Source organism: Isoalcanivorax pacificus W11-5 (genome assembly GCF_000299335.2).
Lineage (GTDB): Bacteria > Pseudomonadota > Gammaproteobacteria > Pseudomonadales > Alcanivoracaceae > Isoalcanivorax > Isoalcanivorax pacificus.
Genome location: NZ_CP004387.1, coordinates 455,313 through 481,203 on the forward strand (window position 1 = coordinate 455,313; position 25,891 = coordinate 481,203).

Below are 25,891 nucleotides of genomic sequence, written 5' to 3' on the forward strand. Positions count from 1 at the left end.
TCGTGCATGCCGTTCCTGTGCAATTCCGACCGGCTTGAAGACAGAAGTTCCGGCGCGAGCCCGGAACTGGGTCACGCGATGCGGCTGCATCCCGCATGAGCCGCGGGTTTCGGGCCTGTAAGAAAATGTTTCGCGAAGGGTGAGAGAAGGGGTGGCGGTGCAAAATTCTGTTGATTCGCCACACGCCAGCCGGTGGCGTGTGGCGCAGCGTGCGTGCCGTCAGTGCAGTTTCAGGCGTGGACGCACCAGCCGGTTGAAGCGGCCGGCGACCAGCAACATCAGCGTGCGCGGCCAGCCATACAGCGCGGCCTGGTGCAGGCGATACAGGCTGATGTACATCATGCGTGCGAGCCAGCCCTCGACGAAGAAATTGCCGCCCTTGAGGTTGCCCATCAGCATGCCCACCGAGTTGTACTGGCTCAGCGACACCAGCGAGCCACGGTCCTTGTAGGTAAAGGGTTGCAGTGGCTTGTCATATTGCAGCAGACGCTCGAAATTCTTCGCCATGTGCTGGGCCATCTGCTGGGCCGATTGCGCACGGGGCGGAATCGGTTTCTCGCTGCCGGGCAGCAGGCAGGCGGCACAGTCACCGATGACGAAAATGCGCGGCTGTCCCTTCGCCTGCAACGTCGGCTCGACCACGATCTGGTTGATGCGATTGCGCTCCAGGCCGTCGATACCGCCGAGGACATCCGGGGCTTTTACCCCCGCCGCCCAGACCAGCAGGTCGGCGGTGATGTCGTCGCCGTTTTTGACCACAAAGGTGTTTGGCTCTGCGCGTTCCACCAGCGTGTTCACATGCACTTGCACGCCAAGCGCTTCCAGCCGTGCGTGTGCCGTGGCGGAGACCCGCTCGGTCAGCACCGGCAGGATGCGCGGCGCGGCTTCGATCAGATGCACATTCAGTTGCTTGCGGTCCAGGTGCTCGTGGCCATACAGCTTGAGCATGGAAATGGCATGGTGGATTTCCGCTGCCAGCTCCACACCGGTGGCGCCGCCGCCGACAATGGCCACCGACAGCGGTGCATTGACGTGATTGGCATGCAGGCAGGCGTTGAGGAAGCGCTCGCGAAAGCGATCTGCCTGCTGCCGGCTGTCGAGAAACAGTGCGTGCTCGCGCACGCCGGGCGTATTGAAGTCGTTGCTCTGGCTGCCCACGGCAAGCACGAGGTAATCGTAGGCCAGCTTGCGTTCGGGCAGGACTTCTTCGCCCTGCTGGTCATGTACGGGCGCCAGCGTCACGGTCTGTCCGGCGGCGTCGACCTGGGTCAGGGTGCCGGGCTCGAAACGGTAGTGGTTCAGGCGCGCATGGGCGCGGTAGTCCACCGCATCCAGATCGGCATCAATGGCACCGGTGGCGACCTCGTGGTAGCGCGGTTTCCATACGTGGATGCTGCTGCTGTCCACCAGGGTGATGTCGGCGAGATGATGCTTGCCCAGTTTGCGGCCCAGAAAGGTGACCAGTGGCAGGCCACCGGCGCCGCCGCCGATAACCAGGATTTTTGCTGCCCCCATGCATACCTCCGGATGGTCGGTGGAGAGTGCGGAAATCCGTCGGGATTTCCCGGCCTGCCACCACGGGGCGTCGTGGCAGGGTCCCCCGCGGGCGAAGACAGCCGCAGGCACGGGTCAGGGTGATGGATGGCCCGTGAAAGCGCGCAGTTTAGACCTTGAACCCAACAAGTCCATAGGTCGGCAGGTGTAATTTTGTGCGACTGGCCGGTCCATCCGGTGTGCGACGGAAGTCGCTGCATGCCGCACCGGGCGCCTGTTTCGGCTACACTTCGGCCTCCCGATGGCCCGACAGGGCCGGGTGAATGACACAGGAGAAACCATGAGCAGCACCCTGATACGCATCGCGACCCGTTCCAGCCCGTTGGCCATCTGGCAGGCGGAATTTGTGCAGCAACGCCTGGAAGCGTTGCATCACGGGTTGCGCGTGGAGCTGGTGCGGATCAAGACCCAGGGCGACAAGATCCTGGATACCCCGCTGGCGAAGATCGGCGGCAAGGGCCTGTTCGTGAAGGAACTGGAAGAGGCGATGCGCGACGGCCGTGCCGATATCGCGGTGCACTCGATGAAAGATGTGCCGATGGTGCTGCCGGAAGGCTTTGCGCTGCCGGTGATCTGTGAACGGCACGATCCCCGCGACGCGTTTGTCTCGCCGCAGTACACCGGCCTGGCAGCACTGCCGCAGGGCGCCCGCGTCGGCACGTCGAGCCTGCGCCGCCAGGCACAGCTGCGGGCGCAGCGGCCGGACCTGTCGGTGACCAGCCTGCGCGGCAATGTACAGACGCGCCTGGGCAAGCTCGACGCAGGGGAATTCGACGCCATTCTGCTGGCCGCCGCAGGCCTCAAGCGGCTGGCACTGGACGCGCGCATTCGCTGCGAACTGCCGCCGGAGGTGAGCCTGCCGGCGGTAGGCCAGGGCGCGGTCGGGATTGAATGCCGTGCTGACGACGACGCGGTGGCCGCCCTGCTGGCGCCGCTGAACGATGTCGATACCTGGGACCGGGTCGTGGCCGAGCGGGCCATGAACCGGCGCCTGGAAGGCGGCTGCCAGGTGCCGATCGGCGGCTATGCCGAACTGCAGGGCGACACGGTCTGGTTGCGCGGCCTGGTGGCCAGCGAAGACGGCAGCGAGGTGCTGCGCGCCGAGGCCCGGGGCCCGCGCACCGACGCCGAGGCCCTCGGCATCCGTGTCGCCGATGCGCTGCTGGCGCAGGGCGCCGACCGTATTCTCGGCGAGATCTACGGGCGCGCCTGATGAGCCTGCGCGTGCTGGTGACCCGGCCGGCCGGGCAGGAAGCCCCGGTGATGGCGTTGCTCGCCGGGGCCGGGTTTATTCCGCTGCACCAGAGCACCCTGTGCATCGAGCCGCGCGTGCTGGACGCGCGTGAGCGCGGCTACCTGATGAACCTGGATCAGTATCACGCGGTATTCCTGGTCAGCACCAACGCTGTGCGGCGGGCGGTCGAGGCGCTGGCCGATTACTGGCCGCAGTGGCCCGTCGGGGTGCACTGGATCGCGGTCGGTGAAGCCACCGCCGCCGTATTGATCGACGCCGGTCTGCCTGCCGAAGTGCCGCAGAGCGGTTTCAATTCCGAAGCCGTGCTGGCGCTGCCCGCGCTGCAGTCCCTGGATGAAAAACAGGTGCTGGTACTGCGCGGTGAAGGTGGCCGCCCCCTGTTCGCCGAGACACTGGCGACCCGTGGCGCACGGGTGGACCAAGTGGCGCTGTATCGCCGCGTCTGCAATCCGGCGTTTCAGTGGCCGGCACCGCCAGTGGATGTGGCACTGGTGACCAGCGTGGAAAGCTGGCACTGTTTGCAGCAGCACCGTCCGCCACAACAGATGTTGCTGGTGGCGGGCAGCGCACGCATCGGCGCCGCTATCCGCGCGGCGGGGTACGGAAACCTGACAGTGGCGGCGAGCCCGCACGACGAGGATATGGTGGCATGTCTGACACAACACCTGATGAAAAACCGGTAACACCTCCCACCCCTCCCTCAGACACGCCCCCTGTGGCACCGGCTGCCCCGGCCAAGGGCGATACGCCCGCGCCCCAGGCAGTGCCGCCGAAACGACCACCACCGCGCACGCCACAGCGCCGCAAGCGCGGCTGGCTGGGACCATTGCTGCTGCTTCTGTTGATCCTGGCCTGCGCCTTCTTTGCCTGGCAGTGGTGGCAGGGGCTGCAGCGCCACCAGGGCGACTGGCGTGCAGCGGTGGCCGCGCTGCAGCACGGCCACGAGCAACTGGCCGGCGACATGGCGGCCGAGCACCGCGCTGCCACGGAGCGCATGGCACAGATGGAGGCCGAGCTGGCGGCCCGCGAGCAGGCCGCGCCGGTATCAGGTGAACAGCACTGGCTGATCAACGAAGCGATTTCCCTGGCCAGCCTGGCCGAGCAGCAACTGTTGCTGACCGGCGACCCGGAGGCGGCCCGCCGGCTGTTGCGCGCCGCCGACGAGGTGCTGGCACGCAGTGAGGCGCCGGAGACGGTCCGCCTGCGCGCTGCGCTGGCAGCGGATATCGAGAAACTGGCCGCTGCCGACCATGTTGATCTGGTGGCGGTGATGCTGCGGCTGGACGGCCTGCAGCAACAGGTGCCGGAGCTGGTATTGCCGCGCCGTGAGCGCACTGCCGTACCGGCAGCCGAACAGGCGCAACCTGTCGCGCCGTCTGCCACGCCGCCGTCATTCTGGGAACGCCTGCTGTCACGCCTGCCGGTGCAGGTGCGCCGCCACCAGGGCGCAGTGCCGTTGCCGCTGGAGGCAGACAGCCGGCAGTTGCTGCGCCTGAATCTGGAAAGCGTGCTGCAGGAAGCACGGCTGGCACTGATGCAGGGCCGTGCTCCCCTGTACGACGCGGCACTGGAGCGCGCCGATACGCTGCTGGCCGAGTGGTTTGCGGACAGTGATCCGGCAGTAATCGCTTTCCGTGAGGCGCTGGCCGAACTGCGCGCCGTACCGGTCACACGCGCACTGCCCGATATCGGTGACGGACTGGCGGCCCTGAAACAGGCGCGTGCCGGGGAGGCGCAACAATGAAGCGGCGGCTGCTGGTCCTGTTCGTCATTTTTGCCGCTGCGCTGGCCCTGGCGTTATGGCTGGGCAACTTCCTGCTGCGTGAGCCGGGTTATGTGCTGATCGTGCGGGGCCGCACAGAGCTGGAAACTTCACTGGCGTTTCTGGTGCTGGTGTTGCTGGCCGGCGCCTTTGCGCTGGTACTGCTGACCGTGCTGGCAGGGCCCCTGTGGCAACTGCTGACCCCGGCGAGCTGGAGCCACTGGCGCCGTCGCCGCGCCGGATCGCTGCGTTTGCAGAATGGCTTGCTGGCGCTGGCTGCCGGTCACTGGCGCGAGGCCGAAGAACAGTTGCGTGCCGCCGCGAACCAGACCGACTGGCCGTTGCCGGCGCTGCTGGCCGCCGCCGTGGCGGCGCGCCAGCGGGGCGATGGCGATGCCGAGCGTTACTGGCTGCGCAATGCCTCGGACTTTCCCCGTGGCCGTTTGCCGGCCGCGCTGCTGGCGGCGCGCTTTGCACTGACCGACAACAACCCGACCCGTGCCCGCGAACTGCTCGACGCCGAACGACCACGCCATGGCGACAGCCCGGTGCTGCTGCAACTGCTGGCCGAAGCGTATAGCCGCGCGGGCGACTGGGCGGCGGTCTGCGAACTGATCCCGACGCTGCGCCGGTTGAGCCTGGACGCCAACCTCGATCTGCGCGAACGCCGCGCCTGGCATGCGCGCATGCGTCAGGCCGCCACACAGCCCGGCTTTACCGACGCTGCGCAGCGTCGGGAGTCCCTGCACAGGCTATGGAAGAAAATGCCCGCCGAGCTGCGCCATGAACCCCAGCTGCGCGCGCAGTACGCGGGTTATCTGGCACAACTGGAAGACGGCGCCGGCGCACTGAAAATCGTCACCGGCGAGTTGGACAAGCGCTGGGACGACGGCCTGCCGGCGGTGCTGGAGGCCATCAATGACGTACCACCGGAACAGTTGCTGACACGGCTGGAGCGCTGGCTGCAGGAGCGTCCCGGCAATCAGGTGTTGCTGCTTACCGCCGGGCGGGTGGCGCTGAAAGCAAAACTGTGGGGCAAGGCGCGCAGTTTCTTTGAAACCGCTGCGCAGAGCGGCAGCGGCACGGCGATGGCAGAACTGGCGCGCCTGTACGATGCGCTGGGCGATGAGCCGCGTGCGCGTGACATGTTGCACCGGCAACTTGGCGTGCAGCGGCAGCAGTTGCCGAGTTTGCCGCTGCCGGAGCGTGGTCGGACGTCGGACGTCTGACGTCGGACGCAAAAGAAGAAACACACGACGAGTCGTGGAGGTCGGACGTTCCGGTTTTCAGCGTCCGACGTCCGACGTCCAACGTCCGACCCACCCCGCAACCACTGGCCCCACCAAATCCGCCAGCGCCTCAATATGCGCCGACGTAGCATTCAACGCCGCAATATACTCATAACGCTCGCCACCGCTTTCCATGAAGTACTCACGGTTTTCCTCACCGATTTCCTCGATCGTCTCCAGGCAATCCGCCGAAAAGCCGGGGCAGAATACCTGCACCGAACGCACGCCCTCACCCGGCAGGGCTTTCAGGGTGTGGTCGGTGTACGGCTTGAGCCATTCCTCGCGGCCGAAACGGGACTGAAAGGTGGTCAGGCACTCCTCCTCCGCGAGCCCCAGTGCGGCCCTCAGTTTGGCAGAGGTGGCCAGGCACTGTTGCTGATACGGGTCGCCCTGGGTGACGTAGCGTTTGGGGATACCGTGGTAGGACAGCAGCAGGCGATCTGCACGGCCATGCTCGGCCCAGTGGGTGCGTATGCGCTCCGCCATCGCCTCGATATACGGATCAAAATCGTGATAGTCGCTGATGAAATGCAGGCTCGGCACCCAGCGCCGGCGGCACAGGTCGGCGTTGACCGCATCCAGCGTCGAGCCACCGGTGGAGCCGGAATACTGGGGATACAGCGGCAGCACGATCAGCTGCGTGACGCCCGCGCGCTGCATGGTGTCGAGCGTGCTGCTGATCGAGGGCGTGCCATAGCGCATGGCGAACTCCACCACCAGCTCATTGCCGAAGCGGGCGTGTAACGCCTCGCGTAACGCGCTGCACTGGTCTTCGGTATGAAACATCAGCGGCGAGCCACGCTCGGTCCAGACGCTGGCGTAGGCTTTTGCGGAACGCGGTGGGCGAATCACCAGGATCACCAGATTCAGCACCAGCCACCAGATCAGTCGTGGCACTTCCACCACCCGCGGGTCGGACAGGAACTCGCGCAGGTAGCGGCGCAATGCCGGCGTGGTCGGCGCGTCCGGTGTGCCGAGATTGGTGATCAGGACGCCGATGCGTCCGCTGTCGCCGGTAAGCAGGTCGGCACTGCCGCGATAGGCCATGGGGCTGTGTCTCCGGTGAACAAGGGCTGGCGATGATTATCCCTGCTGCGGCAAGCCGGCGTGAACCGTCAGCCGCGCGGGGCGTAGTCGAACACGTCGGAATGCATGTTGTCGGCGGGTACACCGGCCCCGGCCAGCGCATCGAACACCGCCCAGGCCATCGGCGGTGAACCGCCAATATGAAATTCCGCTGCGGCCGGGTCGCCCAGGTCGGCCAGCACGGCTTCGTGTACCAGTCCGCTGCGGTAGGCGGTGTCAGCGCTTTCTGACAGTACCGGCACATAGCGCAGATTGTGCGCGGCGGCCCATTGCAATGGCAGGGCAGGCAGATAGAGATCGGCTTCGGTGCGGGCGCCCCAGTACAGATGGATGGGGTGTTGAAAACCGCTGGCCAGCAGGTGCTCGATCATTGCCTTGGCCGGTGCGAAGCCGGTGGAGCCGCAGATGAACCAGACCGGCCTGTCCGGCAGTGTCTCGCCAATAAAGCGTTCGCCGAACGGCAGCCGTGCGCGCACCAGGCTGTCCTGGCGCAGTGCCTCGATCACGTCCAGCGACGGCGGGTTTTCGGCGTTATGGCGCACATGCAGTTCGATGTCGCGGCCGCCGGGGGCGTTGGCAATGGAAAAGGCACTGTCGCCGGCGGGCAGGGCCAGCATCAGATACTGCCCGGCGTGCCAGCGCAGTTTGCGGCCGGCCGGCAGGCGCAGCATGACACGGCTGACGTCGTGGTTCAGGGTATCAATGGCGGTGATCTGGCAACTGACGTCGGAAACCGGCAGCTCTCCCGGAGCGGTGATGTCGGGCACGGTGATCTCGCAGTCCTCAAGGGCGTGGGCGACGCAGTATAGCACCCGCGCCGCGTCGGCATCGCCCGCATACACCGTGCGGGTATTGCTTGCCAGGTTACCGATGCGCTGGGTCAGGCTGCCGTGCAGCAGGGTGCCCTGGCAGCGCAGGCAATTGCCATTGCGGCAGGCGCTGGGAAAGCCGAAGCCGGCGCGCTGGCCGGCTTCGAGCAGGGTGTCTCCGGCGTTGGCGAGGTACTGCCCCTTGCCGGTGACGATGATGCGAAAGGTGTCGGGCATCAGGCACTCATGATGAACATCGCGGCGATCAGGCCCATGCCGGCGAACCACACCAGTGAACGCAGCGTGGCCCAGTCGGCGATATAGCAGATGCCGAACAGCAGGCGGCTGGCTACCCAGGCGATGGCCAGGCAGTCCAGCGTGGCTTGCGGGAGGGTGCCGACCATCTGTGCCACCAGCACGGCGGCGAGAAACGCCGGCGTCACTTCAAAACTGTTCTGCTGCGCCCAGTGCGCGCGCTTGCGCGAACCTTGCAGCCCTTCCAGGAATTCGCGCGGGTTGTGATTCTGTTTCGGGCCGAAGTCACCGCGGAACTTGGCCAGTCCGGTAAACACATAGGGCAGGAAAATGGCGACAAGCATGCACCAATAGGCAGTGGTCATGATCGAATCTCTCCGTGTGATCAGGCGTTGTTGTGATATTCAGGCGAGGACGTGGGTGCCCCGTTTTCCTGAAGGGCCTGCTCCAGCAAGGCGAAGCGATCCTGGCCCCAGCAGAGGGTGCCATCAATGCGCAAGGTTGGCACGCCCCAACTGCCGGCGGCGAGCATTTCGGCCCGATTGGCCTCGGCGCGTTCGCGCCAGCCGTCGTCGTTGAGCCAGCGTTTCGCGCGGTGCCAGTCCAGCCCGGCGGCCACGCACAACGCATGCAGGCCATTGTCGCTGGCGGCGTTGATGCCCTGGCTCCAGATGCCTTCGCCAGCAGCGGCCAGCCACTCGCGCAGGCGGCCTTCTTTTTCGGCAAACGGCCACAGTGCCATGCAGCGTTCCACGCCGGTGCCGACCGGGTCGCACACGCGGCCGAACGGGACCTTGTGCAGTGCAGCTTCGCGGGCGGCGTCGCGCAGAATATAAAAACGTTTCGCGCTGGGCACCGCGAGGCCACGCATCACCATCGGCAACACCGGGCGGATATCCAGCGTCAGGCGGTAGTGATCGGTGAGTGCGAACACGCGTGACAGCGCCACCCAGGAATACGGGCTGCGGAAGGAGTAGAACAGCGTCAGCGTGCGGCCGCTGGCGTCGGATGCCGGCGTCGGCAGCGACAGATATTTGGCACGGCCATAGGGCGTGGGCCAGGCGCTGCGCTCGCCCAGTCCGAGCCCCTGCAAGCGCTCGGCGAGGTGATCGAGCCGGTCGATGCCCCAGTACCATTCGCCGCCGTAGCGCAGCATGGCGGACAGATAATGGCCCTCTCGCAGGTAGCTGTCGCGGCGTGCTTCCATTGCCAGCCGGGTCTGGTCCAGCGGCAGCGGGGCATGGGCCTGGACCAGCGGCGTCAGGTCGTGGCCATGCCAGAGAGCGCTGAAGACTTCCGCAGCAATACTGAAGAACGCCGGGTCCTGTTCGTGGCGCAGCAGGATGGCGCTGGCGAGCAGGCTGCGCTCATGATCGGGCAGGGCAAGGGCGTCGGGAAATACCAGTCCATGCAGCGCCGCCAACGTCTGTGCGTCCCGGGCGGCGAGCGGGCCGAGCAGTTCCGGATGCGGGGTCATCTGCGCATCCAGATACAGCATCACATGAGGCCGCACCTGCACGCCGAAATGCGCGGCGAAGGCGGGCAACACCTGTATCAACAGCCAGGAGTACGGATCGTCGACGCGCAGCCAGACATCCATGATATGCGGCTGGCGGGTGAGACGCCGGCGCAACTCGGCGCGGCGGCGGTTCAGATCCCGCAGGCCCTGGCTGGTGAGCAAGGCTGCCAGCCAGGGCATGAGGATTGCTTTCATGTCAGTCAGCGCCGATCTGAGAGAGATCGCGTACCGCGCCACGGTCGGCGCTGGTGGTCAGCGCCGCGTAGGCTTTCAGTGCAGTGGAGACGCGCCGGGTGCGCATTTCCTTCGGCTTCCAGGCCAGGCCGCCACGGGCTTCCATCTGTGCGCGGCGGTGCGCCAGTTCTTCGGTGCTGACCTGCAGTTCGATGGTGCGCTGCGGAATGTCGATATGAATCGTGTCGCCTTCCTGCACCAGTGCAATGGCGCCGCCCTCGGCGGCTTCCGGTGACGCGTGGCCGATGGACAGGCCGCTGGTGCCGCCGGAAAAACGGCCATCGGTAAGCAGCGCACAGGCTTTGCCCAGGCCTTTCGATTTCAGGTAGCTGGTCGGGTAGAGCATTTCCTGCATGCCCGGGCCGCCTTTCGGGCCTTCGTAGCGGATCACCACCACATCGCCGGCGACGATCTGGTCGGCCAGAATTGCTTTCACGGCGGAGTCCTGGCTTTCGAACACGCGCGCACGGCCGGTGAACACCAGAATGGAGTCGTCCACGCCGGCGGTTTTCACGATGCAGCCGCGCTCGGCGATGTTGCCGTACAGCACGGCCAGGCCGCCGTCCCGGCTGTAGGCATGTTCCAGGTCACGGATGCAGCCTTCGGCACGGTCGGTGTCCAGTGACGGCCAGCGGGTGTCCTGGCTGAACGCGGTCTGCGTCGGGATGCCCGCCGGGCCAGCGGTGAACATTTTTTTCACCGCTTCGTCGCTGGTGCGCATGATGTCGAAGCGTTCCAGCGCCTCGCCCATGGTGGGCGAGTGCACGGTGGGGATGTCCCGGTGCAGCAGGCCGGCACGATCCAGTTCGCCGAGAATGCCCATCACGCCGCCGGCGCGGTGTACGTCTTCCATATGATATTTCTGTGTCGCCGGCGCCACTTTCGACAGGCAGGGCACTTTGCGCGACAGGCGATCAATGTCGCTCATGGTGAAGTCCACGCTGCCTTCCATGGCCGCCGCCAGCAAATGCAGCACGGTGTTGGTGGAACCGCCCATGGCGATGTCCAGGGACATGGCGTTCTCAAACGCCTCAAACGTGGCGATGTTGCGCGGCAGGGCGCGCTCGTCGTTGTCGCGGTAATAACGCTCGGCCAGTTTCACCACGGTGCGGCCGGCTTCCAGGAACAGTTGCTCGCGGTCGGCGTGGGTAGCCAGCAGTGAACCGTTGCCCGGCAGGGACAGGCCCAGCGCTTCGGTCAGGCAGTTCATCGAGTTGGCGGTGAACATGCCGGAACAGGAGCCGCAGGTGGGGCAGGCGCTGCGCTCGTATTCGGCCACGGTCTCGTCGTCCACGCTGTCATCGGCGGCGATCACCATGGCGTCGACCAGATCGAGTTTGGTGTCGCTCAGCTTGGTCTTGCCGGCTTCCATCGGACCGCCGGAAACGAACACCACCGGAATGTTCAGCCGCATGGCGGCCATCAGCATGCCCGGGGTGATCTTGTCGCAGTTGGAGATGCACACCAGCGCATCGGCGCAGTGGGCGTTGACCATGTACTCCACCGAGTCGGCGATGATGTCGCGGCTGGGCAGCGAATACAGCATGCCGTCGTGGCCCATGGCGATGCCGTCGTCCACGGCGATGGTGTTGAATTCTTTTGCCACGCCGCCGGCCCGCTCCACTTCGCGGGCGACCAGCTGGCCCATGTCCTTCAGGTGCACGTGGCCGGGCACGAACTGGGTGAAGGAGTTGGCGATGGCGATGATCGGTTTGCCGAAGTCGCCGTCCTTCATGCCGGTGGCGCGCCACAGCGCGCGTGCGCCGGCCATGTTGCGGCCGTGGGTGGATGTCTTGGAGCGATAGTCTGGCATGTCGGTTCTCAGTGTCAGTGGTTCAGTTTGCTCAGGTCGGTGTCGTGGCGGCAGGGCCGCGACGTCAAAGCTGTTTGCGAAATACTTTCGAGTTGCGCTGGTAGTTGTACAGGCTCTTGCGCTCGCCCGGCAGTTCGTCCACCGGAATCGGCGCGAAGCCCTGTTCCTGGAACCAGTGCGCGGTCAGGGTGGACAGCACATACAGCGTGTGGATGCCCTGGCTGCGGGCGCGCTTCTCGAGATGCTCCAGCAGCTTGCGGCCGCGGTCGGCGTTGCGGTAGTCCGGGTGCACGGCAACGCAGGCGATCTCGCCGGACTGGCCGTCGTTGAACGGATACAGGGCCGCGCACCCGATCACCATGCCATCGCGCTCGGTGATGGTAAAGCGCTTGATCTCGGCTTCCAGCCGCTCGCGCGAGCGGCGCACCAGGGCCCCGGCGGCTTCCAGGGGCTCGATCAGTTCGAGGATGCCACCGACGTCTTCGATATAGGCGCCGCGCACGTTCTCGTAGTTTTCCCGGGTCACCAGCGTGCCGCAGCCGTCGCGGGTGAACAGCTCGCGCAGCAGTGCACCGTCCTCGCGGAAATTGACCAGGTGCGCGCGCGCCACGCCGTTGCTGGCGGCGTGGCAGGCGGCGGTGAGTTGCCGCTCGGTGGTCGGGTTCTGGATGATCTCGCGGGCCAGCAGTTGCCCGGCCTCCTGCGGCGAGATTTCGCGCACCAGCCGGCCATCGGCATCCACCACGCCGGTGTCTTCGCCGAGGTAGATGATCTTGTCGGCCTTCATGGCGATGGCGGTGGTCGAGGCCACTTCCTCGGAGTTCATGTTGAACAACTCGCCGGTGGGCGAGCAGCCGATGGGCGAGAGCAGCACAATGTTGCCGTCATCCAGCTGGCGGCGGATGGCGTCCACCTGCACCCGGCGTACCTCGCCGGTGTGCTGGTAGTCGAAACCGTCGCGCACGCCGACCGGCTTGGCGATGACGAAGTTGCCGGACACCACCTGGATGCTCGCGTTGTGCATCGGCGAGTTGGCCAGCCCCATGGAGAACAGCCCCTCGATACGCAGCCGCACGGCGCCGACTGCGTCCAGCGCGGCCTCCAGCGCAGCGGCATCGGTGATGCGGGTGTGACGCTCGAAGCGGGTATAGATGTTCTGCGCCGACAGTCGCGCGCTGATCTGCGGGCGGGCGCCGTGCACCAGGATCAGCCGGATGCCCAGGCTGTTGAGCAGCGCCAGGTCATGGATGATGTGGTGGAACCCCGGCTCCTGCACCGCCTCACCGGAAATCATCACCACGAAGGTGCGGCCCCGGTGCGCATTGATATAGGGCGAGGAATTGCGGAACCAGGCGACGTAGTCCTGCGTGGCGTCCCGGGCGGGCTGATCCATGGGATAGAACCTGCTGCGTTGAGTGTGCGACAGGCAAGTATAGATCAGCGGGGCCGGGGCTGTAATGCGGCGCCGGGCGCCAGGGGGGCTTGAGCTTTTCGCGTCAGACGTCCGACGTCAGACGTCCGACGCGCCACTCAAATCAGCCAAAGATGCCGGTAAGCATGTAGAAGAACAGGATCGACAGGCCGGCGCCGGCCGGCAGGGTCACGATCCAGGAGGTGAAGATGGTGCTGATCACGCGCAGGTTCAGTGCGCTGATGCCGCGCGCCATGCCGACCCCGAGCACCGCCCCCACCAGCGTGTGGGTGGTGGAGATCGGCAGGCCGATACCGGAGGCGATCACCACGGTGGAGGCCGCGCCCAGTTCGGCGGCGAAGCCACGGCTCGGGGTCAGCTCGGTGATCTTGCTGCCGACCGTGCTCATGACCCGGGCGCCGAGGATGGCCAGGCCGAACACGATCCCCACCGCGCCGAGCAACAGCACCCAGTTTGGCACCGCCGCCTGGGCCGCCACATCACCGCCAGTGGACACGACCGAGTAGATCGCGGCCAGCGGGCCGACCGCGTTGGCCACGTCATTGGAGCCGTGGGCAAAGGCCATGGCACAGGCGGTGAAGATCATCAGTACCGCGAACAGCTTCTCCACATTGGCGAAGCGGAACTGTTTTGCCGCCTGCGCATCGGGCTTGATGCGGGACAGCAGGGTCGCACCGACCGCGGCCACTACCAGGCCGGCAATGACCGCCGACAGCACGCTGGCCGGCGTGCTCATGTGCAGCCCGACGTGCTTGAGCCCCTTGGTGAACGTCACCATGGCGACCATGAAGCCGGTCATGAACATGTAGACCGGCACATAGCGCTTGGCCTGGGCATACGGGTCATCGGTGTTGAGGATCAGCTTCTGCACGCTGCGGAACAGGGCGTAGGAAATGACCCCGGCAAACAGCGGCGAGATCACCCAGCTGGCGACGATGTTGCCCATCTTGTCCCAGTGCACCACGTCCATGCCGATGCCGACCGCCGCGAAGCCGACGATGGCACCGACGATCGAATGCGTGGTGGACACCGGCCAGCCGAAGGCGGACGCCACTACCAGCCAGATGCCGGCGGCCAGCAACGAGGCCATCATGCCGTACACCAGCAGGTGGGGGGTGTCCGCCATGACCTCGCTGTCGACGATGCCGGAGCGGATGGTCTGGGTCACTTCACCCCCGGCCAGGTAGGCGCCGGCGGCTTCAAAGATGATCGCGATGATGATCGCCTGCTTCACGGTCAGCGCACGGCTGCCGACCGAGGTGCCCATGGCGTTGGCGACGTCGTTGGCGCCGATGCCCCAGGCCATCAGAAAGCCGAAGGCGCAGGCCAGGACGAGAATGGTGGTGCTGTTGGCGATGATGATATCCATGCTGCACGACGCTCCTAACTGGCCACGAGGCGGTGCAACTGGCCACCGACTTTATGCGCGCGGTCGGCCAGGTCGCCGACCCACTCAATGATCTTGTAGAGGAAGATCACATCCACCGGCGGCCAGTCTTTTTCCAGGCCATAGAGAATGGCGCGGATCTCGATCTGCTGGCGGTCGGTCTCACGCTCGAGGTTGTCCAGCTCTTCGATCATGTCCTCGATCATGCGCACTTCCGGGCCGCCGAAGCCGGTTTCCAGCAGCTCGTCCAGCTCGTTGATGGCCTTCAGGGCCTGCGCGGAGGTGTCGATGGCGCGCTGTACGTAGGCCAGCATCTGCGGGGCCAGCGGGGCGGGCAGGGTCATGCGGCGGCCGAGCATCAGGCCGGCGATGTCCTTGGCCTTGTTGGCGACCCGGTCCTGGATGCTGATCAGCTCCAGCAGGTCGGTACGCGGCATCGGCAGGAACAGGCTGTTCGGCAGGTTGAGCCGGAACTGCTTCTTCATCTCGTCGGCTTCGTTTTCCAGCCGGGTGATCTGTTGCTGCAATGCATTGCCGCGCTCCCAGTCGTTGTCGATGGCGGCCTGAAAGAAGGCATCCAGCTCGCTCACGCACTGCTGCACGGTCTCGTAGTGTTTCTGTAGAGGCTTGATGGGTGAACGGCCGAACAGGCCGGCTATAGAGCTGCCCAGGGACATGATGTGGCTCTCCGTCACATAGGGAGGGGTGCGGGCGCGAGTATAGGGGCAGCCACCGGATATTTCACCTTTGTGACATCACTCCCTGCGGGGGCGATGACGGGCAGCCTGAGGCCGGGTACAGTTGCCGGATAAGAAGAATGTCGCAGTCCGTCTGGGGCGACAGCAGGGATCATCGGAGGAGAGAACGCCCGTGACAGCCAATGTTCGCAGCCCGCAGGCCCTGGCCGGCCTGGAAATCGATGTGCGCTGGGTCATGCGCGAACTGCTCGAGGCCGGGCATGTCACCCAGGGCGACTACAACGTCATCTCCACCACCCCGCGCGAAAAGAAAGAACTCAACTGGCACCCGCTGCAGATCGTTGCCAAGTACCGGCTGGAGGACCAGCAGCAAAAAGGGCGGGTGCTGGACATCGACTGGCTGAGCCACTGGCTGGCGGATCGGGCCGGTTTGCCGGTGTTCCACATCGACCCGCTGAAGGCGAAAGTGGACCCGATCACCGCGCTGATGTCCTACGCCTTTGCCGAGCGGCACGGCATCCTCGCCGTGGAAGTGGGCCGCGATCGCGTCACCGTGGCCTGCGACCAGCCGTTCCAGCGGGCCTGGGAAGAGCATCTGGCCCAGGTGCTGCGCGAGCGTGAACTGGAAGTGGTGTTCGCCAACCCCGAACAACTGCGCCGCTACCGCATCGAGTTCTACAACCTGTCCCGCTCGATTGCCGGCGCCCGCGACGTCAGCGGCCAGAACCTGGGCACGGTGACCAACTTCGAGCAGCTGCTGGAACTGGGGCAGGGCGGCACGCCGGACGCCGACGACCAGCACATCGTCAATATCGTCGACTGGATACTGCAATACGCCTTCGCCCAGCGCGCCAGCGACATTCACCTGGAGCCGCGCCGCGATACCGGGCGCATGCGCTTCCGCATCGATGGCGTGCTGCATGACGTGTACGAATTGCCGGCGGCGATCATGGCCGCCGTCACCAGCCGCTTGAAGATCCTCACCCGCCTGAACGTGGCCGAGAAGCGCAAGCCGCAGGACGGCCGCCTGAAGACCAAGACGCCGGACGGCGCCGAAGTGGAACTGCGTATTTCCACCCTGCCCACCGCCTTCGGCGAAAAGATGGTGATGCGGATCTTCGACCCGGACGTGCTGGTGCGCAGCTTCGACCAGCTCGGGTTCTCGAAAGAGGACTACGAGATCTGGCAGCGCATGACCGGCAACAACAACGGCATCGTGTTTGTCACCGGCCCCACCGGCTCGGGCAAGACCACCACCCTGTATTCCACCCTCAAGCAACTGTCCACGCCGGAGGTGAACGTCTGCACCATCGAGGACCCGATCGAGATGGTGGAGCCGAGTTTCAACCAGATGCAGGTGCAGGCCAATATCGATGTCGGCTTCGCCCAGGGCGTGAAGGCGCTGCTGCGGCAGGACCCGGACATCATCATGATTGGCGAGATCCGCGACCTGCCCACCGCCGACATGGCGATCCAGGCGGCGCTGACCGGCCATCTGGTGCTCTCCACGCTGCACACCAACGATGCGCCCAGCTCCGTGACCCGCCTGATCGACCTGGGTGTGCCGCCGTATCTGGTCACCGCCACCGTCAACGGCGTCATGGCGCAGCGGCTGGTGCGCACCCTGTGCCCGCACTGCAAAGAGGCCATGCCGGTGGAACCGGCCGCCTGGGAAGAGCTGTGCCGGCCGTTCAAGCTGAAGATGCCGGCGCAGGTGTACCGCCCGGTGGGCTGCCTGGAATGCCGTGGCACCGGCTACCTGGGCCGCATGGGCGTGTACGAGACGATGCCGCTGACCAGCAGCCTCAAGGGCGTGATCAGCCGTGGCGGCGACCTGGAAACCATCACCCGCGAAGCGCTCAAGAGCGGCATGAAGCCCCTGCGCATCAGCGGCGCCCGCAAAGTCGCCCTGGGCCTCACCACCGTCGAGGAAGTCCTGCGCGTCACGCCCATGCAGGATGTCCTGCTCGGCTGATCCCGCTCGCAGCGCGTAGCCCGAGGCACGCCCTCTGGCATTCCGCGCCGCACCCGCAGACAATAGCGCCGCATGACAATCCCCGATTTCACATCCCTGCCAGAGACCCTGGCCGACGCCCTGCGCCGGCACTGGACGCGTTTTGTCGAAGCCGGCGGCGAGTTGCCGCCGTCGCTGGCCGCCACGCTGCCGAAGGTCTGGGCCGGCTCGGACTATGTGGCCGAGCGCATGATCCGCACCCCCATGCTGGCGGAATGGCTGGTGCATTCGGGCAACCTGGCGCAGCGGCTGGACGCCAGCAGCCTGCGCGAGGAAGTGGCTGCCGCATTGCGTGACGCCGCCGATGACGCGGCGCTGTTCGCCGCCCTGCGGCAGCTGCGCCACCGGCACATGGTGCGCATCATCTGGCGCGACCTCAGCGGGCTGGGGGATTACCACAGCACCGTGGCCGACCTGTCGTTGCTGGCGGACACGCTGATCAATGCCGCGCTGGAAAAACTCTACGTCGCGCTGTGCGAACGCGAAGGGACGCCGTTGAGCCCCGGCGGCACGCCGGTGCGCATGGTGGTGTTCGCCATGGGCAAGCTGGGTGCGCGCGAACTGAACCTGTCCTCGGATATCGACCTGATCTTTGCCTACGAACATGAAGGCGAAATTGAAGGCCATCGTCGTGAGATGTCCTACCACCAGTTTTTCGTGCGGCTCGGCCAGCAGCTGATCAAGGCGCTGGACCAGAATACCGCCGACGGCTTTGTGTTCCGCGTCGACATGCGGCTGCGCCCCTGGGGCGGCGCCGGTGCGCTGGCGGTGGGCTTCGATGCCATGGAAGGGTATTACGAGGAGCAGGGCCGCGAATGGGAGCGGTACGCGCTGATCAAGATCCGCCCGGTGGCGGGTGACCTTGCCGCCGGTGAGCGTATGGTCAAGCGCCTGAAGCCGTTCGTGTACCGCCGTTACATCGATTACGGCGCGTTCGAATCACTGCGCGAAATGAAGGCGCTGATCGAGCGCGAAGTGCGCCGCAAGGGTATCCAGGCCGATGTGAAACTTGGCCCCGGCGGTATCCGTGAAGTGGAATTTATCGTGCAGGCGTTCCAGCTGATTCGCGGCGGCCAGTTGCCGGCGCTGCGTGTCTCGAATCTGCTGCGCGTGCTGCCGCAACTGGTGGAGCAGGAGCTGCTGCCGGATGATGTGGCGGAAGAGTTGCGCGAGGCGTATCTGTTCCTGCGCAATATGGAGCACCGCCTGCAGGCCGTGGCCGATCGGCAGACCCAGCGGCTGCCGGAAAGCGACGATGACTGGCTGCGGCTGGCGCTGGCGATGGGGTACCGGGATCGTCGCAGTTGCGAACGGGCGTTGTCCCGGCATCGTGACCGGGTGCGTTTCCATTTCAGCCAGGTGATCGCCGACCCGGAAACGGACCATCAGGAGGTCGAAGGCGCCGACCGCGAGCTGCTGGATGTCTGGCTCGGCCTGGTGGACGAGGAAACCGCTGCCGGCCTGCTGGGCGGGCTGGGCATTGACGAGCCGGCACCGATTCTGGCGCAGCTTGATGCCTTCCGTGAAAGCCGTGCCGTCGCCAACATGCAGCGCATCGCCCGCGAGCGCCTCGACCGGCTGATGCCGCGCCTGCTGGAAAACCTCGGCTATCAACAGGGCGGCCCGATTACCACCCAGCGCGTGCTGGCATTTCTGGAAGCCGTGCTGCGCCGCTCCGCATACATCGCCTTGCTGGTGGAAAACCCGCACGCGCTGACGCAACTGGTGAAGCTGTCCGGGGCCAGCCCGTGGATCGCCGAGCAGCTGACCCGCCACCCGGTGCTGCTGGACGAACTGCTCGACGCCCGCACCCTGTATTCGCCGCCCCAGCGCAGCGAACTGGACGACGAGCTGCGCCAGCAACTGCTGCGCGTGGCGGAAGACGATCTCGAACAGCAGATGGAAGTGCTGCGGCATTTCAAGCAGGCGCACCTGTTGCGCGTGGCCGCCTCGGAAGTGACCGAGGTGCTGCCGCTGATGCGCGTCAGTGACTACCTGACCTGGCTGGCCGAGGCGATCCTGCACCAGGTAGTGCAACTGGCCTGGACGCCACTGGTGGAACGGCATGGGCGCCCGCACCGGGATGACGGCCAGCCGTGCACACCGGATTTCATCATCGTCGGTTACGGCAAGCTTGGCGGCATCGAGCTGGGCTACAACTCCGATCTGGATCTGGTGTTCCTGCATGACGCGGCCGCCGACGGCATGACCGACGGCGACAAGCCGGTCAGCAACGAACAGTTCTTCGCCCGCCTGGGCCAGCGCATCATCCATATCCTTACCACGCGCACCATGAGCGGCCAGCTGTACGAGGTGGACGCGCGGCTGCGGCCGTCCGGGGCCGCCGGCCTGCTGGTCAGCTCCATGGTGGCGTTCGAGAAATACCAGCGCGAAAAGGCCTGGACCTGGGAGCATCAGGCGCTGGTGCGTGCCCGGGTGGTGGCCGGTTGCCAGCGGGCCGGGCAGCGCTTCGCCGCCATTCGCCACGATATCCTCTGCCGGGGCCGTAATGAGGCCGCCTTGCGCACGGATGTGCTGGCCATGCGCGAGCGCATGGTCGAGCACCTCGGCAGCAGCGCCAAGAGCGGCCAGTTCAGTCTCAAGCAGGACCCGGGTGGTATCGTTGATATCGAATTTATGGTGCAATACGGGGTCCTGAGATGGGCTTCACAGCATGGCGAACTGACCCGGTTCACCGATAATGTGCGGCTACTGGAAACACTGGCAGTACTGGAACTGATGCCGGCCCAAGATGCCGGCCTTCTGCGGGAGGCGTATCTCGCCTACCGTTCCGCGGCTCATCGATTGGCACTTCGCAACGAGAAATCGGAAGTGGACGCCGCCGGCTACGCCGAGCTGCGCGAAGGCGTGCGGGCTATCTGGAGCAAGTGGTTTCAGGGTGCTGCACAGGGTGGTGCACAAACAGAGTGACCGGCTCCCTTGCCGGGCGACGGTTCTGGGTCTCAATTTTTCCTTGGGAGAACAAACGCCATGTCGATGGCTGATCGTGATGGTTTTATCTGGCTGGACGGTGAAATGGTGCCCTGGCGCGAAGCCAGGGTACATGTGCTGACACACACCCTGCACTATGGCATGGGCGTGTTCGAGGGCGTGCGCGCCTACGAAACGGCAGACGGCCCGGCCATTTTCCGGTTGCAGGAACACACCGATCGTCTGTTCCGCAGCGCGCATATCATGCAGATGAAAATCCCGTTCACCAAAGAGCAGGTGAACCAGGCCCAGGTTGATGTGGTGCGGGAGAACAAGCTGCCGCACGCCTACCTGCGCCCGATGGCGTTCTACGGCAGCGAAGGCATGGGCCTGCGCGCCTCGAACCTGCAGGTGCATCTGGTCGTGGCGGCCTGGGAATGGCCGGCCTACATGTCGCCGGAAGCACTGGAGCTGGGCATCAAGGTGCGCACCAGCTCCTATACGCGCCACCACGTCAATATCGCCATGTGCAAGGCGAAGGCGAACGGCAATTACATCAACTCGATGCTGTCGCTGAGCGAAGCCCTGTCCGGCGGTGCCGACGAAGCGCTGCTGCTGGACCCGGAAGGCTATGTGGCCGAGGGCAGCGGCGAGAACATCTTCATTGTTCGCGACGGTGTGATCTATACCCCGGACCTGACCTCCTGCCTGGACGGCATCACCCGCAAGACGCTGTTCACGCTGGCGGCTGACCAGGGCTATGAAGTCCGTGAAAAACGCATCACCCGCGACGAGGTGTACATCGCCGACGAGGCCTTCTTCACCGGCACCGCCGCCGAGATCACCCCGATCCGTGAACTGGATGGCCGTATCATCGGCGAAGGTCGTCGTGGCCCGGTGACCGAGAAGCTGCAGGCGATCTATTTCGATCTGGTACGCGGCAAGGTGCCGCAGTACGCCGAGTGGCTGACACTGGCCAAATGATGCTCCCGCTCCCCGGCGCCTGCTGACGCCGGGGAGCGGCCCGACGGAGCACCCGATGTCAGAAGCCCCCCGCCGCATCCTCGTTATCGGCCCGTCCTGGGTTGGTGACATGGTGATGGCGCAGACCCTGTTCTCCGCGCTGCGTGCGCAGCATCCCGATTGCCTGATCGACGTGCTCGCGCCGGACTGGTGCCGGGCGCTGCTGGCGCGCATGCCGGAAGTGCGTCAGGCACTGAGCCTGCCCTTCGGGCACGGCGACCTGCGCCTGCGTGAGCGGCGCGAACTCGGGCGCGGCCTGGCCGGCGAATACGACCAGGCCATCGTGCTGCCGAACTCCTTCAAGTCCGCCCTGTTGCCGTTCTGGGCGCGCATCCCGGTGCGCACCGGCTGGCGCGGTGAGATGCGCTACGGCCTGCTCAATGATGTGCGCACCCTGGACAAGCAGCGTTACCCGCTGATGGTGCAGCGCTTTGTCGCGCTGGCGCATCCGGCCGGGGCGCCGGTGCCGGCGCTGGCGGATATCGCACCGCCGCACCTGCGGGTGGATACCAGCAACGCGGACCGCACCCTGCAGAACATGGGGCTGAACCAGGCGCTGCCGATTCTTGCGCTGTGTCCGGGGGCCGAGTTCGGCCCGTCCAAGCGCTGGCCGGAGCAGTATTACGCCGAGGTGGCGCGCCACCAGCTCGAACAGGGCTGGCAGGTGTGGATTTTCGGTTCGCCGAAAGACCGCGAAGTGGCCGAGCTGATCCGTGACGCCATCCCGGAAAAACTTCGCTGGCGCCTGCATCTACTGGCGGGCGAAACCGCGCTGCCGGAAGCGGTGGACCTGCTGGCGCTGGCCAACGCCGTGATCAGCAACGACTCGGGGCTGATGCACATCGCCGCCGCGTTGCACCGGCCGCTGGTGGCGGTGTACGGCTCCACCTCGCCGGATTTCACCCCGCCACTGCACGGCCAGGTGGAAACGGTGCGGCTGGGGCTGGACTGCAGTCCCTGTTTCAAACGCGAGTGCCCGCTGGGGCACCTCAACTGCCTGCGCCAGCTCGGCCCGGATCAGGTGATCGCGGCGCTGGGCCGTGTGCGGGCATAAGGCGACGCCATGACGCGCGTGCTGCTGATCAAGACCTCGTCCATGGGCGACGTCATCCACACTCTGCCGGCACTGACCGACGCGGCACGCGCGCTGCCGGGTATCCGCTTTGACTGGGTGGTGGAAGAAGCCTTCGCCGATATTGCCGCGCGGCACCCCGCCGTGGACAAGGTCATCCCCTGCGCCCTGCGCCGCTGGCGCAAGCATCCCTGGCGTGCCCGCCGCACGGGGGAATGGCGCGCGTTCCGCGAACAGGTGAGCGCACCCGGCTATGACGCGGTGATCGATGCGCAGGGGCTGGTGAAAAGCGCCTTCGTAACCCGGCTTGCGCAGCCACCGCGCTTTGGCCTGGACCGGAATTCTGCCCGTGAGGGCCTCTCTGCGCGGGTGCTGGACCACCCGTTGCCTGTGGCGCGCGGGCAGCACGCCATTGCCCGTGTGCGCGAACTGTTTGCCAGGGCGCTTGGCTATGACCTGCCGACGAGCGCGCCGGATTACGGCCTGCCACGTCCGGCTGCACCGTGCCCGCTGACACAGCCGGCGGAGATCGTGTTCTGCCACGGCACCACCTGGCCGACCAAACACTATCCGGAAGATTTCTGGCGCCTGCTGGCCGAGCGTGCCTGCCGTGCCGGGCATCAGGTGCATTTGCCCTGGGGCAACGATGTCGAGCGCGAACGTGCCGAACGCATTGCTGAGGGTCTGGCCGGTTGCGAGGTGCTGCCGGCCATGTCGCTGTCCGCGCTGACCGATGCCTTTCTGCGCTGGGATGCCTTTGTCGCCGTGGACACGGGCCTGGCGCATCTGGCGGCCGCTGCCGGCATGACCGGGGTGGGGCTGTATGGCCCGACCGATCCCGCCCTGACCGGCGTGCTCGGCCTGCGGGCCCGCTCACTGTCCGCACGGTTTCCCTGCGCGCCCTGTGTGCAGGAGCGCTGCACCTATCGCGGCGAGCTGGGCCAGGACGTGACGCCGCCCTGTTTCAGCAGCCTGCCGCCGGAAACCGTCTGGCTGGCATTGCTGGATGCCAGCGTGGAGGCCGCAGGATGAAGTTCGCGTTCTGTCTCTATCACTACTTCCCCTACGGCGGCCTGCAGCGTGATTGCCTGCGCATCGCCCGGGCGGCACTGGCGCGCGGGCACCAGGTGACCTGTTATGTCACTGACTGGGACGGTGACACCCTGCCGGGCCTGGTGGTGCGCCAGCTGCCTGTCAAAGGCGCTGGCAACCACGCCCGCATGGCCAGCTTCGCGCGGGCGCTCACCGACGCCCTGGCGCATGAGCCGGCCGATGTCGTGCTCGGCTTCAACCGGCTGCCGGGGCTGGATGTCTACTTCGCCGCAGACAGTTGCTTTGCCGAGCATCTGGCCGGCAAGCCCGCGCTGGTTCGCTGGCTGCCGCGCTATCGCACCTTTCTGTCGCTGGAGCAGCAGGTGGTGCGGGACGCCTTCTTCCTGTTCCTCAACGATCACCAGCGCCAGCAATACCAGCAGCACTATGACTTGCCGGCGGAGCGCTTCACCGTGCTGCCACCGGGCATTGAACCGGACCGCCGCCGCCCCGATAACGCTGACCGGATACGGGCGCTGACCCGCGCCGCGCTGGGCCTGCGCGATGACGAACAAGGCGTGCTGTTTCTGGGCTCCGGTTTCCGCGTCAAGGGCCTGGACCGGGCACTCGCGGCGCTGGCCAGCCTGCCGGACGACACTTTGGCGCGAACCCGGCTTCTGATCGTGGGCAACGATGATCCCGCACCGTACCTGGCAGCATTGCCGGCCGCCGATCGCGAGCGTATCCGTGGTCGCGTGCGTGCCGAAGGCGCCCGCGACGATGTGTCCGCGTTGCTGCAGGCCGCAGACCTGCTGCTGCACCCTGCGTACCGGGAGTCCGCCGGCATGGTGCTGCTGGAAGCCACGGTGGCCGGCCTGCCGGTATTGACCACCGACACCTGCGGCTATGCCCGCTACGTGCTGGAGGCGGGCGCGGGCGAAGTGATCGCCTCGCCGTTCGAACAGTCCGCGCTGAACGCGGCGTTCGCGCGCATGCTCGCCACCGTGCCGGGGAGCTGGTCGGCGGCGGGTGTACGCTACGGCCGGGAGCAGGATCTGTATCGCCTGCCGGACACCGTGGTCGACCTGCTGGAGGAACGGAGCTGATGGCGCTGTATCTGCGCGAGGACTTTCAACAGGCCTGGGCCGGCAAAGACGCGTTTGCGGAAGCCGCCGCGCTGACCGGTGAGACCTTTCGCCACAAGGAAGGCCGCCGCACACTGCGCTTCAGTCTCGGCGGGCGCCGCTATTTTCTGAAGTACCATGCCGGCATCGGCTGGGGCGAGGTGCTCAAGAATCTGCTCCAGGCGCGCGCGCCAGTGCTGGGTGCCCGCAACGAATACGAAGCCTCGCTGCGTCTGGCGGCGCTGGGCGTGGACACCCTGACGCCGGCGGCGTTCGGTGAGCGGGGCATCAACCCTGCGCGCAGGGAAAGCTTCCTGATCACCGATGATCTGGCTGACAGCGTCAGCCTGGAAGACTATTGCCGCGACTGGCCAACCCGGCCGCCGGCATTGCACGAGCGCCGCCGCCTGATGCGCGTGGTCACCGGCATGGTGCGCACCATGCACGAAGCCGGCATCAATCATCGCGACTGCTATCTGTGCCATTTCCTGCTGTACCCGGACACGCTGGCGCAGGCCACGATCGACAGCGACGTGCGTTGCCACCTGATCGACCTGCACCGCGCGCAGATACGCGACCGTGTGCCGCGCCGCTGGCAGGTCAAGGACGTCGCCGGGCTGGCTTATTCGGCAATGGACATTGGCCTGTCGCGCCGTGACTGGCTGCGTTGCCTGCGCGCCTATGCCGGCGTGCCGCTGAAGACCGCCCTTGGCCGCGACCGGGCCTTCTGGCTGGCGGTCAAACAACGTGCCGAAAAACTCTATCGCAAAGACATGAAACGGGAGCCACCGCCGTGGCTGTGACCTTGCCCGCCGCGCGTGATGTGTCGCCCGGCGTACGCATCCACCTGTTGCAGCAGGCGCCGGTCCAGGCCCTGCTGGCCGGGCAGGCGCCTGGCCAGTGGTTCGCCGATGCCGATAAGCACCTCAAGCACTCCGGCAAAGTGGATGCACGCCTGCTGCGTGACCGCGATGGCCGGCTCTGGTTCGTCAAGCAGTACACCCCGCGCGGACAGCTGCATCGCTTGCTGGCATTGTGCGGCATGCATCGCGGCGTGCGCATGCTGCGGCTGTCCCTGATGCTGGCCGAGCTGGACGTACCGGTGCCGGTCCCGGCAGCGGCCGTCACCCAGCGCGACGCTGGCGGCGCCCGTTCCTGGTTCGTATGCCAGGCGCTGATACCGGCGCGCAATCTGCGCGAAGCCTGGGAAACGGACCAGTGGCAGAGCCTGGGTGGCGTGGCGGCGGTATTCGCGCAGGCGGCGATGCTGTTCGCGCGGCTGCACGGCGGCGGCTTCGTGCATGGCGACATGAAATGGCCGAACCTGATGCTGGGGGCCGGCGGGCAACTGGTGCTGACCGATCTGGATGGCATGTCGCGCCCGCGTGTCGCGCGCTGGCCGGGTTACGGCCGTGACCTGGCGCGTTTCCTGATCAGTGCGCGGGAATTCGGTGTGCCTGAAGCGGCCATCGACAGGCTGGTGGCGGACTACGCTCGCCAGCGTGGTGTCGAGGCGGCGCGGGTCTGGCGTGCGATCACGCCGTCCTACAACAAGCTGGCCACCCGGCATCGACAGAAATACGGCTCGTCCCTGTGACAGCC

The 25,891-nt window shown here is 66.1% G+C and carries 21 protein-coding genes; 12 read left to right on the forward strand and 9 right to left on the reverse strand.

From position 1 onward, the window contains the following. Positions 1 to 219 precede the first annotated feature (219 nt). Complete coding sequence (locus S7S_RS02165; RefSeq protein ID WP_041025916.1) at positions 220 to 1,515, reverse strand: NAD(P)/FAD-dependent oxidoreductase; 1,296 nt, start codon at positions 1,513 to 1,515, stop codon at positions 220 to 222. Between the two features lie 319 nt (positions 1,516 to 1,834). On the opposite strand from S7S_RS02165, the gene hemC reads away from it, so the two are divergent. From hemC to S7S_RS02185, 4 genes are read left to right on the forward strand one after another with little or no spacing between them, the layout of a single operon-like run. Beyond that, entirely contained in the window at positions 1,835 to 2,767 is a 933-nt protein-coding gene (gene hemC, locus S7S_RS02170) for a hydroxymethylbilane synthase (protein ID WP_008739417.1), read from the forward strand. Next, positions 2,767 to 3,492, forward strand: a complete 726-nt coding sequence (locus S7S_RS02175) for a uroporphyrinogen-III synthase (protein ID WP_008739416.1) — start codon at positions 2,767 to 2,769, stop codon at positions 3,490 to 3,492. Before hemC ends, S7S_RS02175 begins: the two co-directional genes overlap by 1 nt. 32 nt (positions 3,493 to 3,524) lie before the next feature. Then, positions 3,525 to 4,553 (forward strand): uroporphyrinogen-III C-methyltransferase, encoded by a 1,029-nt coding sequence (locus tag S7S_RS02180; RefSeq protein ID WP_008739415.1) that lies wholly within the window; start codon positions 3,525 to 3,527, stop codon positions 4,551 to 4,553. Further along, positions 4,550 to 5,800, forward strand: a complete 1,251-nt coding sequence (locus S7S_RS02185; RefSeq protein WP_008739401.1) for a heme biosynthesis HemY N-terminal domain-containing protein — start codon at positions 4,550 to 4,552, stop codon at positions 5,798 to 5,800. The genes S7S_RS02180 and S7S_RS02185 overlap by 4 nt, the downstream gene beginning before the upstream one ends. 57 nt (positions 5,801 to 5,857) lie before the next feature. On the opposite strand, the gene hemH is transcribed toward S7S_RS02185, so the two are convergent. From hemH to S7S_RS02225, 8 genes are all read right to left on the reverse strand, one after another. Further along, complete coding sequence (hemH, locus tag S7S_RS02190) at positions 5,858 to 6,907, reverse strand: ferrochelatase (protein WP_008739399.1); 1,050 nt, start codon at positions 6,905 to 6,907, stop codon at positions 5,858 to 5,860. Positions 6,908 to 6,975: 68 nt separating this feature from the next. After that, the gene (locus S7S_RS02195) at positions 6,976 to 7,992 is read right to left on the reverse strand and encodes a 2Fe-2S iron-sulfur cluster-binding protein (RefSeq protein WP_041025917.1); all 1,017 of its coding nucleotides are present in this window, start codon (positions 7,990 to 7,992) and stop codon (positions 6,976 to 6,978) included. Further along, positions 7,992 to 8,375, reverse strand: a complete 384-nt coding sequence (locus S7S_RS02200; RefSeq protein WP_008739397.1) for an MAPEG family protein — start codon at positions 8,373 to 8,375, stop codon at positions 7,992 to 7,994. The genes S7S_RS02195 and S7S_RS02200 overlap by 1 nt, the downstream gene beginning before the upstream one ends. A gap of 20 nt (positions 8,376 to 8,395) precedes the next feature. Beyond that, on the reverse strand, positions 8,396 to 9,724 hold the full coding sequence (locus tag S7S_RS02205; RefSeq protein ID WP_144401566.1) for a DsbA family protein: 1,329 nt from the start codon (positions 9,722 to 9,724) through the stop codon (positions 8,396 to 8,398). A gap of 1 nt (position 9,725) precedes the next feature. Continuing rightward, complete coding sequence (ilvD, locus tag S7S_RS02210) at positions 9,726 to 11,576, reverse strand: dihydroxy-acid dehydratase (protein WP_008739395.1); 1,851 nt, start codon at positions 11,574 to 11,576, stop codon at positions 9,726 to 9,728. A gap of 64 nt (positions 11,577 to 11,640) precedes the next feature. Next, on the reverse strand, positions 11,641 to 12,969 hold the full coding sequence (gene argA / locus S7S_RS02215) for an amino-acid N-acetyltransferase (protein WP_008739394.1): 1,329 nt from the start codon (positions 12,967 to 12,969) through the stop codon (positions 11,641 to 11,643). A gap of 142 nt (positions 12,970 to 13,111) precedes the next feature. Further along, on the reverse strand, positions 13,112 to 14,377 hold the full coding sequence (locus S7S_RS02220; protein ID WP_008739393.1) for an inorganic phosphate transporter: 1,266 nt from the start codon (positions 14,375 to 14,377) through the stop codon (positions 13,112 to 13,114). A gap of 14 nt (positions 14,378 to 14,391) precedes the next feature. After that, positions 14,392 to 15,072, reverse strand: coding sequence for a TIGR00153 family protein (locus S7S_RS02225; RefSeq protein WP_008739392.1), 681 nt, complete (start codon positions 15,070 to 15,072; stop codon positions 14,392 to 14,394). A gap of 193 nt (positions 15,073 to 15,265) precedes the next feature. Between S7S_RS02225 and tfpB the strand changes: the two genes are divergently transcribed. The 8 genes from tfpB to S7S_RS18705 all read left to right on the forward strand — a co-directional run bounded on the left by tfpB (position 15,266) and on the right by S7S_RS18705 (position 25,886). Continuing rightward, entirely contained in the window at positions 15,266 to 17,068 is a 1,803-nt protein-coding gene (tfpB, locus tag S7S_RS02230) for a type IV pilus assembly ATPase TfpB (protein ID WP_008739391.1), read from the forward strand. Positions 17,069 to 17,140: 72 nt separating this feature from the next. Beyond that, complete coding sequence (gene glnE, locus S7S_RS02235) at positions 17,141 to 20,038, forward strand: bifunctional [glutamate--ammonia ligase]-adenylyl-L-tyrosine phosphorylase/[glutamate--ammonia-ligase] adenylyltransferase (protein WP_008739390.1); 2,898 nt, start codon at positions 17,141 to 17,143, stop codon at positions 20,036 to 20,038. Between the two features lie 60 nt (positions 20,039 to 20,098). Continuing rightward, the gene (locus tag S7S_RS02240; RefSeq protein WP_008739389.1) at positions 20,099 to 21,022 is read left to right on the forward strand and encodes a branched-chain amino acid transaminase; all 924 of its coding nucleotides are present in this window, start codon (positions 20,099 to 20,101) and stop codon (positions 21,020 to 21,022) included. 55 nt (positions 21,023 to 21,077) lie between these two features. Then, positions 21,078 to 22,115 (forward strand): lipopolysaccharide heptosyltransferase II, encoded by a 1,038-nt coding sequence (gene waaF / locus S7S_RS02245; RefSeq protein ID WP_008739386.1) that lies wholly within the window; start codon positions 21,078 to 21,080, stop codon positions 22,113 to 22,115. A gap of 9 nt (positions 22,116 to 22,124) precedes the next feature. Then, positions 22,125 to 23,165 carry a lipopolysaccharide heptosyltransferase I gene (gene waaC / locus S7S_RS02250; protein WP_008739384.1) on the forward strand — a complete coding sequence of 347 codons (1,041 nt, stop codon included), beginning with the start codon at positions 22,125 to 22,127 and terminating at the stop codon, positions 23,163 to 23,165. Continuing rightward, complete coding sequence (locus S7S_RS02255) at positions 23,162 to 24,271, forward strand: glycosyltransferase family 4 protein (RefSeq protein WP_008739382.1); 1,110 nt, start codon at positions 23,162 to 23,164, stop codon at positions 24,269 to 24,271. Before waaC ends, S7S_RS02255 begins: the two co-directional genes overlap by 4 nt. Next, complete coding sequence (gene rfaP / locus S7S_RS02260) at positions 24,271 to 25,092, forward strand: lipopolysaccharide core heptose(I) kinase RfaP (protein WP_008739376.1); 822 nt, start codon at positions 24,271 to 24,273, stop codon at positions 25,090 to 25,092. The genes S7S_RS02255 and rfaP overlap by 1 nt, the downstream gene beginning before the upstream one ends. Next, positions 25,083 to 25,886, forward strand: a complete 804-nt coding sequence (locus S7S_RS18705) for a lipopolysaccharide kinase InaA family protein (protein ID WP_008739348.1) — start codon at positions 25,083 to 25,085, stop codon at positions 25,884 to 25,886. The genes rfaP and S7S_RS18705 overlap by 10 nt, the downstream gene beginning before the upstream one ends. Positions 25,887 to 25,891: the final 5 nt, after the last annotated feature.